We start from the raw sequence: 14,579 nt of genomic DNA on the forward strand, positions 1-14,579 counted from the left end.
GCGGGACTGCCGGGCTGTGACGGGGTTCAGCGCCGCAGCGCGTGGGAATCACGATACTGACAGCAATGGCAACACCGCCAGACATGACACGACACATGAGCGAAGCAAAGGCAGACATGGCAAGGACACCGGCCTCGACCCAGGCGGATGCCAACCGACCGCTGGCGGATACCGGCAGCGAGGGGCTGGCACGTCTGCGCGAACTGGAACAGCTGCTCGCCACCGCCTGTCAGGTACGCCGCCTGGCCGAAACCGAGATTCGCGAGGGCCGCAACCTGGAACGCGCCGAACAGCGCCGCGACGCGGCCGCGCGCATGCAGCGCAAGGTCGAGCGTGAACTGCTCAGACTGCGTTCGGAACTGGCCGGAAAACATCCGGAGGTCAATCAGGTCTGGACCCCGGGCGACCCGGTCGGGCGCAAGCCGCGGCCCCAACCCATCCCGGCACCGGCACCGGCATCGGAAGCCGAAACCGACACCGACACCGACACCGACACCGACACCGACACCGACACCGAGACTCAGACTCCGGCCGCACCCGGGGATTTCGAACTGGCCGTCATGCTGGGCACCCGCCGCTCCCGCTGGCAGGCCAGTACCAGCGATTTCAGCATCGCCGGCGATTCATCCCCGGCCGCCCGTCCGGCCGGATCCGACACCGCCGCACGCCGCCCGACTCCCGCCAGGGCCGCTGCCCCCACCTCCAGGACCGGCAGCAGGCCCGACGCCCGCCCCCGGCACGGCGGCCGCGGCCGGCTCCTGACCCTGGTGCTGGTGAGCGCCCTGGCGGGCGCCGGGCTGAGTTATCTGCTGAGCCAGTCCGATGTCGATCTGAGCGCCATCATCGCTGCCTGGACACAGGCGGCTGCCGATCTCCTGCCCTGACCCCTCGCCGCCGGCCGCCCTCCGGGCGGCCGCAACAGGATCCCGTTTTCCCTGCAGGGTTTTCTGCCGCCCGAAGGTTGTACAGTCCGCCGCTATTCCTGATAAAATTACTCAACTTTTAACACTCACCGCAAAAACAAGCGAGGCAAGGCAGTATGAATGTGCAGTTGGACAACGAAGGCTTTCTGATCAATCGCGACGACTGGAGCGAGGAAGTCGCCCGGGAACTGGCCGCGACGGAAGGCTACGAAATGACGGACGAGATCATGGGCTACATCCAGGAAGCCCGCAGCATGTACGACGCCGACGGCGTGGTGCCGCCGATCCGCAAGTTCGCCAAGGCCACCGACGTCAGCACCAAGCACCTGTATGACGTGTTCAAGAAGGGGCCGATGAAGCTGATCTGCAAGTGGGGCGGCCTGCCCAAGCCCACCGGCTGCGTCTGACGCAGCAGCAACAACCAGAGCCGGTGCCGGACGGGCCGGGTTTGCCGGTGCATGTGCGCAGTTCGCACGCCAAGCCCGGAAACCCGGCCCGTCCGGCACTGGCACCTCCCCGGCCTGGATGCGAATTGAGATGCGGACTGAACGGGGTCGGGGTCGTGCCCGCGGCCGGAATACCCTTGAGGGCGCATGTGCGCAGTCTGCACGCTAAGCTCTCAAGGGTATTCCGGCCGCGGGCACTGTGCAGCGGTAAATTGATCCAGACCGGAGCAGGCGTTATCCACCGGGCAGTCGCAAACCGGCCTTGAGGCCCTCAGAGCGGTTTCAGGGCCGGTGGGCACGGGCCAGATAGCGATGGCCGGTCATTTCGGTAAGGCGGCTGGCGGTGCGCTGGAAGGCGAACTGCAGATAGCGCCCGGTATAGAGTTGCGTCGGGGTTGCAGCGGCACCGAGCACCAGCTTGACGTTGCGATCATACAGGGCGTCGATCAGGTGCATGAAACGCTTGGCGGCATCGTCCCGGCCCTCGTCCATGACCGGCACACCGGACAGCAGCAGGGTGTGGAATCGCCGTGCCAGTTCCAGGTAATCCGCCGCCCACAGGGGACGTTCACACAATTCGCCGAAATCGAACCAGGCCAGCCCCCCGGCCAGCGCCCGCACCCTCACCCGACGCCGATTCAGTTCCAGTTCCGCCGCCTCGGCGCTCATCTCCGGCGCCAGCTGCCGCAGGTGCTCACGCATGCGGGCCTCGACTGCCGACCCGCTCCCCAGGTGGTAGTTCCCGGCACGGTCCAGGTGGGCACAGCGGTAATCCGCCCCGTCCTTGAGATGCAGCGCTTCGGTATGGCGCTTGAGCAGATCCACGGCGAACAGGAAGCGGTCCCGCTGCAGGCCGTCGAGATAGAGTTCGTCCGGGGCCAGATTGGAGGTCGCGACCAGGGTGATGCCGCGTGCGAACAGGGCCTGGAGCAGCCCGCCCAGCAGCATGGCGTCACCGATATCGCTGACATGAAACTCGTCCAGGCACAGCACCCGCAGCCGCCGCGACCATTCACGGGCAATCACCGGCAGGGGATCGGGGGTCTTGGGCAGCTGGCGCAGGCGGCTGTGCACTTCCTGCATGAAGGCATGAAAATGCAGTCGGGACTTGTCCGCAAACGGCAGGCAGTCATGGAAGACATCCATCAACCAGGTCTTACCGCGGCCGGTGCCGCCCCACAGATACAGCCCCCGTACCGGCTGGACGGGGCGGCGCAGCAGCCGCTGATGCCAGGCCTGACGCGGACGGCCGCGCTGCAGCGCCTCGTACAGCCGCTGCAGCTGCTGCATGGCCGCCGCCTGGGCCGGGTCCTCGCGCCAGCCCAGCCGCGCCAGATCGGCGTAATAGCGCTGCAACGGCATGTCAGCCGGCCCGGCGTTCAATCACGTTCTCCCTGTGGCCCTGCCCGGTTCAAAGACGTTATCATCCGCCCAGATGCCCTCAAACCTCATTCTGAACATGCTCACGATCACACCCGTTCCCGCCTTCAGCGACAACTATATCTGGTTCATCCGCCAGGCGGGACAGCGGCAGGTGGCCATTGTCGACCCCGGCGATGCCGCACCGGTGCTGGCCGCGCTGCAGCGTGAGAAACTGGAGCCGGCGGCCCTGCTGATCACGCATCATCACGGCGATCACGTCGGCGGCATCCGCCACCTGCTCGAGCACTACCCGGGCCTGCCCGTCTACGGGCCCGCCGGGGAACGCATCCCCCAGATCACGCAGCGGCTGAGCGACGGCGACCGGGTGCGGGTGGAAGCACTGGACACCGAATTCGAGGTCTTCGACGTACCGGGGCACACCGCCGGGCATATCGCCTATTACACCGATCACGCCCTGTTCTGCGGCGACACCCTGTTCACCTGCGGCTGCGGCCGGGTATTCGACGGCAGCGTGGAGCAGCTGCATGCCTCACTGCAGCGGCTCAGGCGGCTGCCGCCCGAGACCCGCATCTACTGCGCCCACGAGTACACCCTGGAGAACATCGGTTTCGCCAAATGGGTCGAACCCGACAACGCCGCGCTGCTGCAGCGCGAGCGGGAAGCGATCCGCACCCGGGAACAGGACCGCCCCACTGTGCCGGCGGAACTGGCGCTGGAACTGGCCACCAATCCCTTTCTGCGCACCGACGACGCCGGCGTGATTGCCATGGCCGAGCGCCACGCCGGGCGGCCCATGCGCGATGCGCAGGACACCTTCATCACCCTGCGCCGCTGGAAGGATGTTGAATATGATTGATGGCCACGGAAAACACGGAACAGAACAATACGATAATATTGCAGACATCGTAGGTCGGGTTAGCGCAGCGTAACCCGACACTCACGACGGCAACGTCGGGTTATGCCCGTATCGGGCTAACCCGACCTACAGGGCTGCCCGACCCAACCTGCAGGACCGCACCACAGAGTGTTTTCGCTATAATCGTGGTCCGTGCTTTCCGTGTTTTCCGTGGCTGTATTTCCGGCAAGGAGTGAACCATGCCCCATTTCGACATCAACGAAGCCATGCGCTACGCCGGCGACAAGCACAGCGCCGATGCCGTGCTCGATCTCAGCGACATGGATGCCGAGGAGGCCATCCGCACCCTGGATGAGGCCTTCGCGGAGCCGTCGGAGTACTTCCGCTCCCTGATCGTGCGTTTCACCCCGGCCGGCCCGCAGACGGGCGAGACCCTGTTCCAACCGGTGGGCCGTTACCTGCTGGAAAAAAAGAAAGCCGGCGAGATCTCCAGGCTGGAAAACCTGCTGGAGCTCGGCGCCGGCTTCTATATCGAGTTCTGAAAAAACATGCAGCGGGTAGGATGGGTGGAGGCGCTTGCGCCGCAACCCATCACGGCACTGGAGATCGCGATGGGTTGAGCTGCGCTTCACCCATCCTACTCTTTTGTTACGCCACTGCCTGCTTGCCGTCGGCCTCGCGGTGATACTCCACCACCCGCTCGACCTCGTTCTTCGAGCCCAGCACCACCGGCACGCGCTGATGCAGCCCGTTCGGCTGGATCTCCATGATGCGCTCGCGGCCGGTGCTGGCAGCGCCGCCGGCCTGCTCGACGATGAAACCCATGGGATTGGCCTCGTACATCAGACGCAGCTTGCCGTCCTGGCCCTTGGCCTTGATCTTCTCGTCGATGGGATACATGAACACACCGCCGCGGGTCAGGATGCGATGCACCTCTGCCACCATGGAGGCGATCCAGCGCATGTTGAAATCGCGTCCGCGCGGACCTTCGCTGCCGGCGATGCACTCGTCCACATAGCGCTTGACCGGAGCCTCCCAGAACCGCTGGTTGGACATATTGATGGCGAACTCGCCGGTCTCTTCCGGAATGGTCATGTTCGGATGCGACAGGATGAACTCGCCGATGGAGCGGTCCAGGGTGAAGCCGTTGACACCGTGGCCGGTGGTCAGCACCAGCATGGTGGCCGGACCGTAGATGGCGTAGCCGGCGCAGACCTGCTGCGTGCCGGGCTGCAGGAAATCCTCCACCGTGGGATTGTCGCAGCCTTCGGGGGCGCGCAGGATGGAGAAGATGGTCCCGACCGAGACGTTGACGTCGATGTTGCTGGAGCCGTCCAGCGGATCGAACAGCATCAGGTACTTGCCCTTCGGGTACTCGGCCGGGATGGGCAGCGGATCATCCATCTCCTCGGAGGCCATGCCGGCCAGGTGCCCGGTCCATTCCAGGGCGTCGACCATGACGTCGTTGGAGATGACATCCAGCTTCTTCTGCGTCTCGCCCTGGACGTTCTCGGTGTCGGCCGAACCGAGGATGCCGATCAGGCCGCCGCGGTTGACCGCGCAGGCGATCTTCTTGCAGGCGGTCAGGGTGTCGTTGAGCAGAGAGGTGAAATCACCGGTCGCGCCCGGGACCTGGCGCTGTTCCTCGATGATGAACTGGGTTAGGGTGGTGCCGTGTTCCATGGTCGAAACCTCGTACTGTCTGATGTAGGTGTTCACGTCCCTTCAGGGACGCATGGAGAGACAAAATATTCCAAGTTTATCAGAATATTCTGATTTAATAAATATCTGACCCGGGCGAGATCACCCTGCGATGGCTCCCTCCCCCTTCTCCGTCAGCCAGGCCGCTCTGCTCACCTTCGTCTGGCTTCTGTACCTGGCGCTGCATTCACTGCTGGCCGACGCCCGGGTCCGGCGTCGGTTCGAGACCCGCTGGCCGTTGCTGGAGCGGCGCTACCGATTGTTCTATACCCTGCAGTCCAGCCTGCTGATCCTGCCGCCGCTGGCCCTGCTGGTGCTGTGGTATGACCGGGGCGAACCGCTCTGGGCATGGCAGGGCATGGCCGGCTGGTTCGCCGACGGCCTGGCCCTGCTGGCGCTGGCGGGCTTTGCCTGGGCGACCCGGGCCTATGATCTGGCTGCCTTTCTCGGCCTGAAGGCGGCCACCGGCCATGCCAACATCACCGGTTTTCACCTGTCGCCGCTGCACCGCCACGTGCGCCACCCCTGGTACAGCCTGGGGCTGGTTGTCCTGTGGACGCGCGACATGCCGCCGGCACTGCTGGTCACCGCGCTCTGCATCACGGCCTATCTGCTGGTGGGGATCCGGCTGGAGGAACGCAAGCTGATTGACGAGTTCGGCGAGCGTTACCGGGAATACCGGCGCAGGGTCCCGGCGCTGATTCCCCGACCCTGGCGGCGATTGACGGTGGAGGAGGCCCGGCGGCTGAGCGACCCGACAACATGAGGCGAACAGGCAGGTGATCACACCTGCCTGTTACACGGCTGCCTCCTCCCCCACGACGGGGGAGGATTGAGGAGGGGGTGCTACTGCTGGCTATGCTCCCCGGCACGGCTGCCGTCCAGGGCCTCGATGATCTGATCCTCGAGCTGGATGCGGTCGGCCAGGATCTCGCCCAGCTGCGACAGGTCTTCGGCCAGGTGCTCGACACGGCCGTCATCCAGCGAGGCGACATCATAGCGGTCGTTGAAGTCCAGGATGGCATCGGTACTGGAGACGATCTGGGGATAGATCTGCTCGGCGATGGCGCGCACGGCCTGGCGGCGCTCCTTGCCGTCGGCGATGTAGCGGTAGAGCTGGAAATGCGCCGTGGCGGCATAATCCACCAGGATCTGGCAGAAGCGCTTCAGCGCATCCTCGGTGCGGTGCTCGGGGGTGTAGGGGCGGATGCCCGCCAGGCTGGAGTACTCGACCAGCGTCTGATTGCGTGCATTGACCAGGGCGTGCAACCGTTCCCGCTGGCGCTGACGCCGGTCCTCGCCCGGCATGAGGTCGTTGGCTTTATTGTTCGACATGTCTCTCACTCTCGCTCCATCCTGGATATGAATCTATAACCGATTGATTTTCTGTGTCAATGACTCAGTATCCCCCGACGGCTCGCCACTGTCCAGCCGCCCTGCCGCCGCTTCCTGAGCGCTGAAATTTCCTATTGGTTTTCAGCTGGATATATTCCGATACAGAAAGGTTACAAAGATTTATCACTCACAACAGGGAATTTTTCTGCTACAATTCTTGACTATCCAAGTGGGTTATTAGTAGGATTCCTGACCAAGACAGTCAGTTTTCAACTCGCCCCGCGAATGCAACCGCATTGGATAAGCTGAGAGGTAAAACCATGAAGATTTCAACCAAAGGACGTTACGCCATCACTGCCATGATCGAACTGGCCCTGCGCCACAAGCAGGGACCGGTGACTCTGGCCGACATCTCCGTGGAACAGTCGATCTCGGTGTCGTATCTGGAGCAGCTGTTCGCTCAGCTGCGCAAGCACGGCCTGGTCACCGGCCTGCGCGGCCCCGGCGGCGGCTACTGCCTGCGGCGTCCGGCCAGCGAGGTCAGCATTGCCGACATCCTGCGCGCCGTCGACGACTCGGTGGCTGCCACCGCCTCCAAGCCGCTGATGCCCGAGGACGAGGCCCGTCCGGTCAGTCTGCGCCTGTGGGACCGCCTGAGCCACCAGATCTACGACTATCTGGACAATGTCAGCCTGGCCGAGGTCGCCACCACCAAGGACGCGCCGCGCATCACCACTGTGCCCAAGAGCCCGTTCAGCAACCTGCACCGCTCCGCGGCCTGACGCCGCCGGACCCGGTGCCCTCCTCCGGCGGCCGGCCCCGCGCCCTGCGCGGGGCCGGTCATTTTTTGCTTGGCAGCCAGGCCCTTGTCATTACAATGGGCGGAATCGCCGGGGGAGGGGAAGAACAACGATGCTGGCCGGCCGGGGGCAACTGGTGCATATCGAACGCGACGCGCACGGCGTGCTGGAAGTCATTGACGACCAGTACACGCGCTCGCTCTATTTCGGCACCGCCGCCCGCCAGAGCAGCATGAGCCATGCCGACCCCGTCACCCTGGTGCTGAGCTACACCCGGGCCATGCTGGCCGGGCTGCTGTTCCAGCCCCGCCCCGCGGAGATCCTCATCATCGGCCTCGGCGGCGGCTCGCTGCTGCGCTTTCTGGCCCACCATTATCCCGAGGCCGATATCACCGTCGTCGAGTACCGCGAGGCAGTGATCGAGATCGCCCGGCGCTTTTTTCAGCTGCCGGAGCATCCGCGCATCCGCATCGAGCACGGAGACGGCACCGAATTGATCCACAACCCGGCCCAGCCGCTGTACGACCTGATCCTGGTGGATGCCTTCGATGCCGTCGGCCTGCATCCCGGCGTGGCCTGCGAGCCCTTCCTGCAGGCCTGTCAGCGGCGGCTGCGGGAAGGCGGCCTGATCGCCCTCAATCTCTGGAATACCGACAAGGCCCGTTGCCGCGCCCACATCCGCTGCTTCGAGGCTGCGCTCGGGCAGCGCTCGCTGCGCCTGCCGGTGGAGGCGCGCAACAACCTGATCGTGTTCGGCGCCCCGCACCTCCAGCGGCTGCCGTCGCGCCGGTCCCTGCAGGCCACCGCGCCGGCGCTGAAACAGCGGCTGGGACTCGACTTCCCCGACCTGTATCGCCAGCTGCGCCGCCACAACACCCTGCCACTGCAATGGTTGTTCACCTGATGTCCGACACCAGCATCCAGCAACTCTATCCGCGCAGCAGCCGGGACCATGCCCTCGAAGGGCTGTATCTGCAGCAGCGGCTGCATCACCGCGGCGAGCCCGGCCGGCCCTTTGTCTACAGCAATTTCATCAGCAGTCTGGATGGCCGCATCGGCGTGGCCGCACCCGGCCGCGACACCCACCAGGTCCCGCCAGCCATTGCCAATCCGCGCGACTGGCGGCTGTTCCAGGAACTGGGCACCCAGGCCGACCTGCTGATCACCAGCGCGCGCTATTTCCGCGAATACGCCATCGGCCAGGCCCAGGATACCCTGCCCGTCGGCGCCGGCCGGAAGTTCGACGACCTGCGCCGCTGGCGTCTGGATCAGGGGCTGTCGCCCCAGCCCGACATTGCCATCATCAGCGCCAGCCTGGACATCCCGGTCCAGGCCCTCGCGGCCTACCCGCACCGGCGGCTGCATCTGCTCACCGGCGCCGATGCCGACCCGCAGCGGATCCAGGCGCTGGAACAGGCCGGGGTACAGGCGCACTACGTGGGTGAGGGACACCAGGCCGAGGGCGGCCGCACCCTGGACGCCCTGGCCGCGGCCGGCTATCGCAGCATCTACGTCATCGGCGGCCCGCATGTGCTCAACACCCTGCTTCAGGCCGGCCGTCTGGACCGGCTGTACCTGACCTTCGCCGGCCGCATCCTGGGCGGCGAGGACTTCAGCACCTTCGTCTACGGCAGCCACCTGGAACCCGCGCCGCGGCTGCAGCTGGCCCAACTCTACTACGACCCGCTCGCCCCCGAGGGCTGCGGGCAGCTGCTCGGCTGCTACGACCTGCTGGAATGATCCGTACTCCGCTCTACAAAGGGGAACTGGTGGACCTCGGTCGGGAACACTTCACCCGGCCCGACGGCCGTGACCAGACGCTGGAAGTGGTCCGCCACCCCGGCGGGGCCGCAGTCGTGGCGGTGAATGAAGACCACCAGGTCTGCCTGCTGCGCCAGTACCGCCATGCGGCCGGCGGCTGGCTGTGGGAACTGCCGGCGGGCAAGCTGGAAGCCGGGGAGGCACCACAGGTCACAGCACAGCGGGAACTGAAAGAGGAAGCCGGGCTGCAGGCCGCCGAATGGCGCGAACTCGGTGAGATCCTGACCACGCCGGGCTTCTGCGATGAGGTTATCCACCTGTTTCTCGCTACGGAACTTGTGGCTGTCGCGACCGATCACCAGGCCGACGAACTGATCGAATGTCACTGGGTATCACTGCAACAGGCGCTGGAATGGGCCGGTGACGGGACCATCCGCGACGCCAAGACTCTGCTGGGGTTGTACCGCATGACGCAAGCGGAAACGCCCGGGATTGCATTTCGTCTTCACCCGGCCTGACCCCATCAGACCCGCTGCCGACGGCCTCCGGGGAGTTGCGTCGCAGGATACGGTCTCGCCCGCCGGCGTGCCCGGGGCCGGCTGGCACTGGTGGTGGTTTCACCCAGGCCATGAAACCGCCATTGGCCGGCAACCTGGCCGGGCGAAGTGGCACGGCGGGTGAGCGCAATCAGTACCGGGTCGGCATTACCGCGGAAGGCGTCAGGCCTCATTGCGGCGGCCGCGGCTCTGATCGGGAGCGCGAGGTGAACCCGGCCGTTGCCTCAGTCCCGGCATCCGCGGCAAAGGACGTGGTGAAATCAGCGGGCAGATCTGTCACACACTCCCGAGACCCCTGAGTCAGTTTCTGCGCATCCCGCTGCGCGGGGTCCGGCAGAACCATTGAGGCCAGCAACAGCGCGTGCAACACGGCTGCAACCAGGGCCAGGCCACGGCCGAATCCACCCGTTGCCGGCCGTGCGCACGGCATTGCATCAGTCTCCAGTCACCGACTGCAGCCAGGCATCGAAACGCTCGCGATCGAGTCGACCGCTGACGCCGATCGGTTCCTCCCCCGCGGCCACCAGATATGTGCGGGGCAGTTCGCCGCCCCAGCCCGGATCCACGTCATAGCGCAAGCGCTCGACAAAGGCTTCGGCAAAAATCCAGTGACGCGCCGGCTCGAAGCCGTATTTGCGCAGACGCGTGGAAACCGCTTCAGCCGAGGTAACCGGGTCGGTGGCCACCAGCACCACCTCAGCCTCGCTACCATCGCGGCCGGCCAGCCACTGCAACTCCTCCTGGCAGTAACTGCATTCCAGCGACCAGAAAACGATGACCCGCGCGCGATCGGGCTCAGCCGTGAGCAATTGCCCCATCGTCCCTGCCACGAATGGCCTGGGCGCGGGCGCGGCAAGGGCAAGCCCGACCCAACCCAGCAGGCAGGCCATCAGCGAATAATGCCGAACACGGTATCGCATGGTCACACCCCCTCAAAGTCGATTTCGAACAGGCGATAGCCCTCCTCCAGCGACGCCCAGGACAGGAATACCCGCTCCCGGTAGGCCAGCAGCACGGGATGGTCGGAAGGCCCCTGGCTGTACGCCACCGGCCGGGACGGGCCCCAGCTGCGCCCGGCGTCGGTTGAGACCCGCGTCATGACGGCGCTGCGCATGCCGTCGAACTCCTTCCACACCAGAACCACCCGGTCACCGAGACTGATCACGTCCGGGTGCCCCGGCTGCGCCCGGGCATCGCCGAACTGCATAGCTGCGGAAAAATTTTCGCCACGGTCCCGGCTGCGCAGGTAATGCAGCGTGGCCTGGCCCTGCGCCTGCGTATACCAGGCGAAGTGGTACAGCCCGTCCGGCCCGATCGCCAGCGCCGGGCCGTGATGCGGGCAGGCGTCGATCTCCCAACCCTCGGACCCAATCCGAACCGGCTCCGATTTCCCATCCAACCTGAGCATGGCGTGATCGCGCGTATTACGGCCGAAGATATGACGCCAGAACACCACCGGGGTGTCATCGGTATCCAGCGCCATGGCCACACGGCAGCATTCACAGGTGTGATCGGCCAGCTTGACATTGGGCTGGATGCTCGCCCCACCGTTACTGGAGGCCGCCGCATACAGCGCCGCCCCGGCGTAATGCTCACCCCGTTGCTGTGCTGCCGCCCGATCGCGCTTGTCCAGCCAGGCCAGCCAGAGTCGTCCGTCGCCTGCCGCCTGCAGCGCATCGAAACGATGGCTGATCTGATCGCGGTTATCATTGACAGTGACCGGAGGCTCAAAATCAAGGCCGCCGTCATGGGAGCGGATCAGACGAATGTCACCGGTATAGGGTTTATCCCGCGCCCGCGTGTAGGACACATACACCCCGCCATCCTCGGTAACACGAAGCTTCGGCTTGTTCTCGCCGTCTGCGACGATGGCCTCCGGTTCGGGGGTGAGACGAACCGCCGGGGTGAAGCTGCTGCCGAAATCGCGTGAGCGGCGCAGCCAGATGTGGCCATCGCGCGGTGAGATCACCCAGAGAACGCCCTCGGAATCGAAGGCGGCAGAGGCCACACTGATCTGCGGCGAGGCGGCATAGGAGGGTATGACCACGGCCAGCATTGCCATACAGAGCCAGAGACCGCGTTTGATGTATAGATGCAATGTCATAGGCACAATTCCTGTAGCGAAGTGGTCAGTTCAACGACAATTTGAGCTCGGCGAAAAGCGTCCGTCCCGGGTAAGGGTGATAGACGAAGTAGCGTTCATCGGTCAAATTCTCGATGCCGATCCCCAGCTGCAGTTGCCGATTGACAGCGTAGCGCAGCTTGGCATCGAAAACGGTGAAGTTGCTGGTGGCGCCGAACGTGCTGGTATTGGTATCGGAGTTGTCGAGAGTGTTGTACTGCCGTCCTGAGTGACGCACCGCGGCAGTATAGGACAGCTTCGGCGTCTGGTGATACGTCGCCAGAAGATCAGCACGCACGCGCGGGATGCGGTAGAAGTTCTTACCCTCGGTATCAGGGTTATTGTCATTTTCCAGGGTTTCGGAATGGTTATAGGCGACACTGGCGTTGAGGTCGAGACCGTGAATGAAGGTATTCTCGCCCTGCCAGGCAAGCTCGATTCCACGAGTACGCACCCGGTCGATGTTCTGGATGTTGGTCACATTGGGGAATACCGTGGTATTGGTCTGACTCATGATGACATCACGCACATCCTCTTCGTACAGGGACAGTCGCAACACCCCGGTGGTGAAGAAGCGCTCGAAGGTAAGATCCTTGGAAAAGGCCTCCTCGGGCTTGAGATCCGGATCATTGTTGACCAGCGTCGTACCGACGACACGCCCCTGGAACAACTCACTTACGGTCGGGAAACGATACGCCCTGGCCAACGACAGCCGGACCAGCCAAGGCGAATCGGGAGCGTATTCCACTGAGGCTTTGGGGGACCACTCGCTTTGTTCGCGTTCAGGGTAACTTATGTTTGCATTGGTCGTGCCACGCCTGCCGTCGAAGGCCTGCCAGCGCTCGTAGCGCGCACCCAGCACCAGTTTCCAGTAGTCGTTCATCTGCCAGGCGTCCTGCGCATAGACCGCCTGAGTCTCGGTACGTCCGGCGAAACGGCTGTTGATGCCGGCCAGTGACTCAGCCCGCCAGTCCACGGCATCGTAGACAACGTTTTCGAGTGCGTATCTGTCATAGTGATAACCAAAGCTCACCCAATGCCCACCCACGAGTTCGGCCGGCCGATAATCCGTCCGCAGATCCAGGGTACGCCAACCGGTATCGTCGCCGTATTCCACCGTGCCGGCACCCGCGCCGGCGCTGGACGAGCGGCGGGTGATGTCCTCGGTCACCTCGTACAGAGACGCCGTCGCCTCAAAGTTCCAGCCCTCGACATTTCTGGTCTTGAGCGAGGCGCCATACAACCAGCGCGCGTCCTCGCCGTTACTCGGAGCGAAGGTGCCGGCAGGGACATCGTAACGCAGACCCGAGATGCTGATCGGCCCGCTGAAGACAGGATTACCGCCGGCATCCCGCAGATAGGTGGCAGTGGAACTGTCACGGTCCTGCTGCCAGTAACCGATAGTGAGCATACCCTGCAGGCTGGAGGTGAAGTCATAGGCAAACTTCGCCTTGAGTTGATCCTGGACCGTATGGTCCACTCCCTCGCTGTTGTAGCCGATGATCAGGCGATCCGCGTTCCTCTGGTCTCGGTCCGGCACTGCCCCGGTGACAACCGTCTCGCTGCCGGTTGCGGGCGTGGTGGAAGGGTACAGGCTGGCAAAACTCATGGGGTGGCTTTCATTGTCCAGCCGGTCGAGCGTAAACAGATAGGAAAACCGGCCTGCCCGGTCGCCGACCAAGCCGTTGAACCGGTGACCACCGTAGGAGGCATCGGTCGAATAGAGATCGAATTCCTGGCGGAAGGCCTGAAACCTGGCATCGGCGGTGAAGGAGGTGGGCATCCGGGTCGTGATCAATACTGTAGAACCGAGCGAATTACCGGAATATAACGCCGAATAGGGTCCGTAAATCACATCCACCCGCTCTATCTCCTGCGGGTTGACCATTGACCAGCGGGGCGGGAATCCGAAATCGGAACCCAGGAAATTACTTAACAGTAAACCGTCCGCCATCACCAGACTGCGCGCCGATTGTCGAGTGTTGGTGCCGCGCACGGAAATGATCGAATTGCGATCGCCGATGTAGCGCTTACGCACAACCATATTGGGCGCGTACTTCAAGGCGTCTTCGGTATCGACGACATTGAATTCTTCCATTTCTCTGGCGGTGACACCGATCGTCGGGCTCGGCATATTGGCCGGCATCGTCTGCCAGTCTCCGCTAATCGTCATCTCCGGTAGATATTCGACTTCCTGCGCCGCGCACAAGCCGGTCATGACAACCGTCAAGACGAGGATTGCGGTCGGCGTTGTCATGAATGACTTCCCAGTAAACATGCTTTTCACCTTGGTCGTAGTGATAGAGTTACCAACCTCAGATCCATCCCTTATGCCGACAGGCACTCCTGCAAACGCGGCCCCTGTCAACTCAGTTTCAGTAAGGAACGCACAAACACAAACCCGCTCCGGAATGGAACAAAGCTGTTGTTCCGATTGGATTTATGCCTGCGGTGAAAAATCTAACTCAAAACCGACCGCCTGCCTATGCGACATAGTGTCGCAGTCCATGCACGATTACGTCAGTCAGGAAGCGACAAACACGCAGGCCAGCGACGGCTGATCGATCCGCCTGGGAACGGACCGTGGTTCAACCAGCATGGTCTTAAGGGAAGTTGTATTGTTTGGCGGTTACATGGATCATATCGCAGGTAGCAGTAACGGACACCCATAATCGGTGCCAACGCATGCGCCGCG

General features: G+C 63.8%; 15 protein-coding genes. 9 read left to right on the top strand and 6 right to left on the bottom strand.

What is annotated here, in order from left to right; translation table 11 throughout:
- Nucleotides 1-95: 95 nt before the first annotated feature.
- Both COW1_RS09180 and COW1_RS09185 read left to right on the top strand, forming a co-directional pair.
- Entirely contained in the window at nucleotides 96-884 is a 789-nt protein-coding gene (locus COW1_RS09180) for a hypothetical protein (RefSeq protein WP_201346135.1), read from the top strand.
- A 155-nt stretch (nucleotides 885-1,039) separates the two neighbouring features.
- Nucleotides 1,040-1,330 carry a TusE/DsrC/DsvC family sulfur relay protein gene (locus COW1_RS09185; protein WP_096365054.1) on the top strand — a complete coding sequence of 97 codons (291 nt, stop codon included), beginning with the start codon at nucleotides 1,040-1,042 and terminating at the stop codon, nucleotides 1,328-1,330.
- A 321-nt stretch (nucleotides 1,331-1,651) separates the two neighbouring features.
- On the opposite strand, the gene zapE is transcribed toward COW1_RS09185, so the two are convergent.
- Nucleotides 1,652-2,752, bottom strand: a complete 1,101-nt coding sequence (zapE, locus tag COW1_RS09190) for a cell division protein ZapE (RefSeq protein ID WP_231971560.1) — start codon at nucleotides 2,750-2,752, stop codon at nucleotides 1,652-1,654.
- A 76-nt stretch (nucleotides 2,753-2,828) separates the two neighbouring features.
- Between zapE and gloB the strand changes: the two genes are divergently transcribed.
- Complete coding sequence (gene gloB, locus COW1_RS09195) at nucleotides 2,829-3,608, top strand: hydroxyacylglutathione hydrolase (protein ID WP_201343977.1); 780 nt, start codon at nucleotides 2,829-2,831, stop codon at nucleotides 3,606-3,608.
- Nucleotides 3,609-3,847: 239 nt separating this feature from the next.
- Nucleotides 3,848-4,150: a hypothetical protein gene (locus COW1_RS09200; RefSeq protein WP_201343978.1), complete on the top strand. Its 303-nt coding sequence runs from the start codon at nucleotides 3,848-3,850 to the stop codon at nucleotides 4,148-4,150.
- Nucleotides 4,151-4,256: 106 nt separating this feature from the next.
- Here the strand turns inward: COW1_RS09200 and COW1_RS09205 are convergent, their stop codons facing one another.
- Nucleotides 4,257-5,291: a class 1 fructose-bisphosphatase gene (locus COW1_RS09205; RefSeq protein WP_201346079.1), complete on the bottom strand. Its 1,035-nt coding sequence runs from the start codon at nucleotides 5,289-5,291 to the stop codon at nucleotides 4,257-4,259.
- Between the two features lie 130 nt (nucleotides 5,292-5,421).
- On the opposite strand from COW1_RS09205, the gene COW1_RS09210 reads away from it, so the two are divergent.
- A complete protein-coding gene (locus COW1_RS09210) occupies nucleotides 5,422-6,075 on the top strand; it encodes a hypothetical protein (protein ID WP_096365047.1) in 654 nt (217 codons plus the stop codon).
- An 80-nt stretch (nucleotides 6,076-6,155) separates the two neighbouring features.
- On the opposite strand, the gene COW1_RS09215 is transcribed toward COW1_RS09210, so the two are convergent.
- Nucleotides 6,156-6,644 carry a sigma D regulator gene (locus COW1_RS09215; RefSeq protein WP_201343979.1) on the bottom strand — a complete coding sequence of 163 codons (489 nt, stop codon included), beginning with the start codon at nucleotides 6,642-6,644 and terminating at the stop codon, nucleotides 6,156-6,158.
- A 320-nt stretch (nucleotides 6,645-6,964) separates the two neighbouring features.
- On the opposite strand from COW1_RS09215, the gene COW1_RS09220 reads away from it, so the two are divergent.
- From COW1_RS09220 to COW1_RS09235, 4 genes are all read left to right on the top strand, one after another.
- Complete coding sequence (locus COW1_RS09220) at nucleotides 6,965-7,426, top strand: Rrf2 family transcriptional regulator (RefSeq protein ID WP_096365043.1); 462 nt, start codon at nucleotides 6,965-6,967, stop codon at nucleotides 7,424-7,426.
- Nucleotides 7,427-7,556: 130 nt separating this feature from the next.
- Nucleotides 7,557-8,348, top strand: coding sequence for a fused MFS/spermidine synthase (locus COW1_RS09225; RefSeq protein WP_172844249.1), 792 nt, complete (start codon nucleotides 7,557-7,559; stop codon nucleotides 8,346-8,348).
- Nucleotides 8,348-9,184: a dihydrofolate reductase family protein gene (locus COW1_RS09230; protein WP_157745346.1), complete on the top strand. Its 837-nt coding sequence runs from the start codon at nucleotides 8,348-8,350 to the stop codon at nucleotides 9,182-9,184. Before COW1_RS09225 ends, COW1_RS09230 begins: the two co-directional genes overlap by 1 nt.
- A complete protein-coding gene (locus COW1_RS09235) occupies nucleotides 9,181-9,723 on the top strand; it encodes an NUDIX hydrolase (protein WP_096365037.1) in 543 nt (180 codons plus the stop codon). The genes COW1_RS09230 and COW1_RS09235 overlap by 4 nt, the downstream gene beginning before the upstream one ends.
- A gap of 473 nt (nucleotides 9,724-10,196) precedes the next feature.
- Here COW1_RS09235 and COW1_RS09240 read toward each other — a convergent pair whose 3' ends face one another.
- The 3 genes from COW1_RS09240 to COW1_RS09250 are packed head-to-tail and all read right to left on the bottom strand — an operon-like array spanning nucleotide 10,197 to nucleotide 14,141.
- Nucleotides 10,197-10,682 (bottom strand): hypothetical protein, encoded by a 486-nt coding sequence (locus tag COW1_RS09240; protein WP_201343980.1) that lies wholly within the window; start codon nucleotides 10,680-10,682, stop codon nucleotides 10,197-10,199.
- 2 nt (nucleotides 10,683-10,684) lie between these two features.
- Complete coding sequence (locus COW1_RS09245; RefSeq protein ID WP_201343981.1) at nucleotides 10,685-11,866, bottom strand: sialidase family protein; 1,182 nt, start codon at nucleotides 11,864-11,866, stop codon at nucleotides 10,685-10,687.
- A 25-nt stretch (nucleotides 11,867-11,891) separates the two neighbouring features.
- Nucleotides 11,892-14,141 (bottom strand): TonB-dependent receptor, encoded by a 2,250-nt coding sequence (locus COW1_RS09250; RefSeq protein WP_197702993.1) that lies wholly within the window; start codon nucleotides 14,139-14,141, stop codon nucleotides 11,892-11,894.
- Nucleotides 14,142-14,579: the final 438 nt, after the last annotated feature.

Source organism: Thiohalobacter sp. COW1, from assembly GCF_016629505.1.
Classification (GTDB): domain Bacteria; phylum Pseudomonadota; class Gammaproteobacteria; order Thiohalobacterales; family Thiohalobacteraceae; genus Thiohalobacter; species Thiohalobacter thiocyanaticus_A.

Bases quoted from the DNA above. Each gene is read 5' to 3' on its own strand.
- COW1_RS09180 (WP_201346135.1), top strand. From the start codon at position 96: ATGAGCGAAGCAAAGGCAGACATGGCAAGGACACCGGCCTCGACCCAG.
- COW1_RS09185 (WP_096365054.1), top strand. From the start codon at position 1,040: ATGAATGTGCAGTTGGACAACGAAGGCTTTCTGATCAATCGCGACGAC.
- gloB (WP_201343977.1), top strand. From the start codon at position 2,829: ATGCTCACGATCACACCCGTTCCCGCCTTCAGCGACAACTATATCTGG.
- COW1_RS09200 (WP_201343978.1), top strand. From the start codon at position 3,848: ATGCCCCATTTCGACATCAACGAAGCCATGCGCTACGCCGGCGACAAG.
- COW1_RS09205 (WP_201346079.1), bottom strand. From the start codon at position 5,291: ATGGAACACGGCACCACCCTAACCCAGTTCATCATCGAGGAACAGCGC.
- COW1_RS09210 (WP_096365047.1), top strand. From the start codon at position 5,422: ATGGCTCCCTCCCCCTTCTCCGTCAGCCAGGCCGCTCTGCTCACCTTC.
- COW1_RS09215 (WP_201343979.1), bottom strand. From the start codon at position 6,644: ATGTCGAACAATAAAGCCAACGACCTCATGCCGGGCGAGGACCGGCGT.
- COW1_RS09220 (WP_096365043.1), top strand. From the start codon at position 6,965: ATGAAGATTTCAACCAAAGGACGTTACGCCATCACTGCCATGATCGAA.
- COW1_RS09225 (WP_172844249.1), top strand. From the start codon at position 7,557: ATGCTGGCCGGCCGGGGGCAACTGGTGCATATCGAACGCGACGCGCAC.
- COW1_RS09230 (WP_157745346.1), top strand. From the start codon at position 8,348: ATGTCCGACACCAGCATCCAGCAACTCTATCCGCGCAGCAGCCGGGAC.
- COW1_RS09235 (WP_096365037.1), top strand. From the start codon at position 9,181: ATGATCCGTACTCCGCTCTACAAAGGGGAACTGGTGGACCTCGGTCGG.
- COW1_RS09240 (WP_201343980.1), bottom strand. From the start codon at position 10,682: ATGCGATACCGTGTTCGGCATTATTCGCTGATGGCCTGCCTGCTGGGT.
- COW1_RS09245 (WP_201343981.1), bottom strand. From the start codon at position 11,866: ATGACATTGCATCTATACATCAAACGCGGTCTCTGGCTCTGTATGGCA.
- COW1_RS09250 (WP_197702993.1), bottom strand. From the start codon at position 14,141: ATGACAACGCCGACCGCAATCCTCGTCTTGACGGTTGTCATGACCGGC.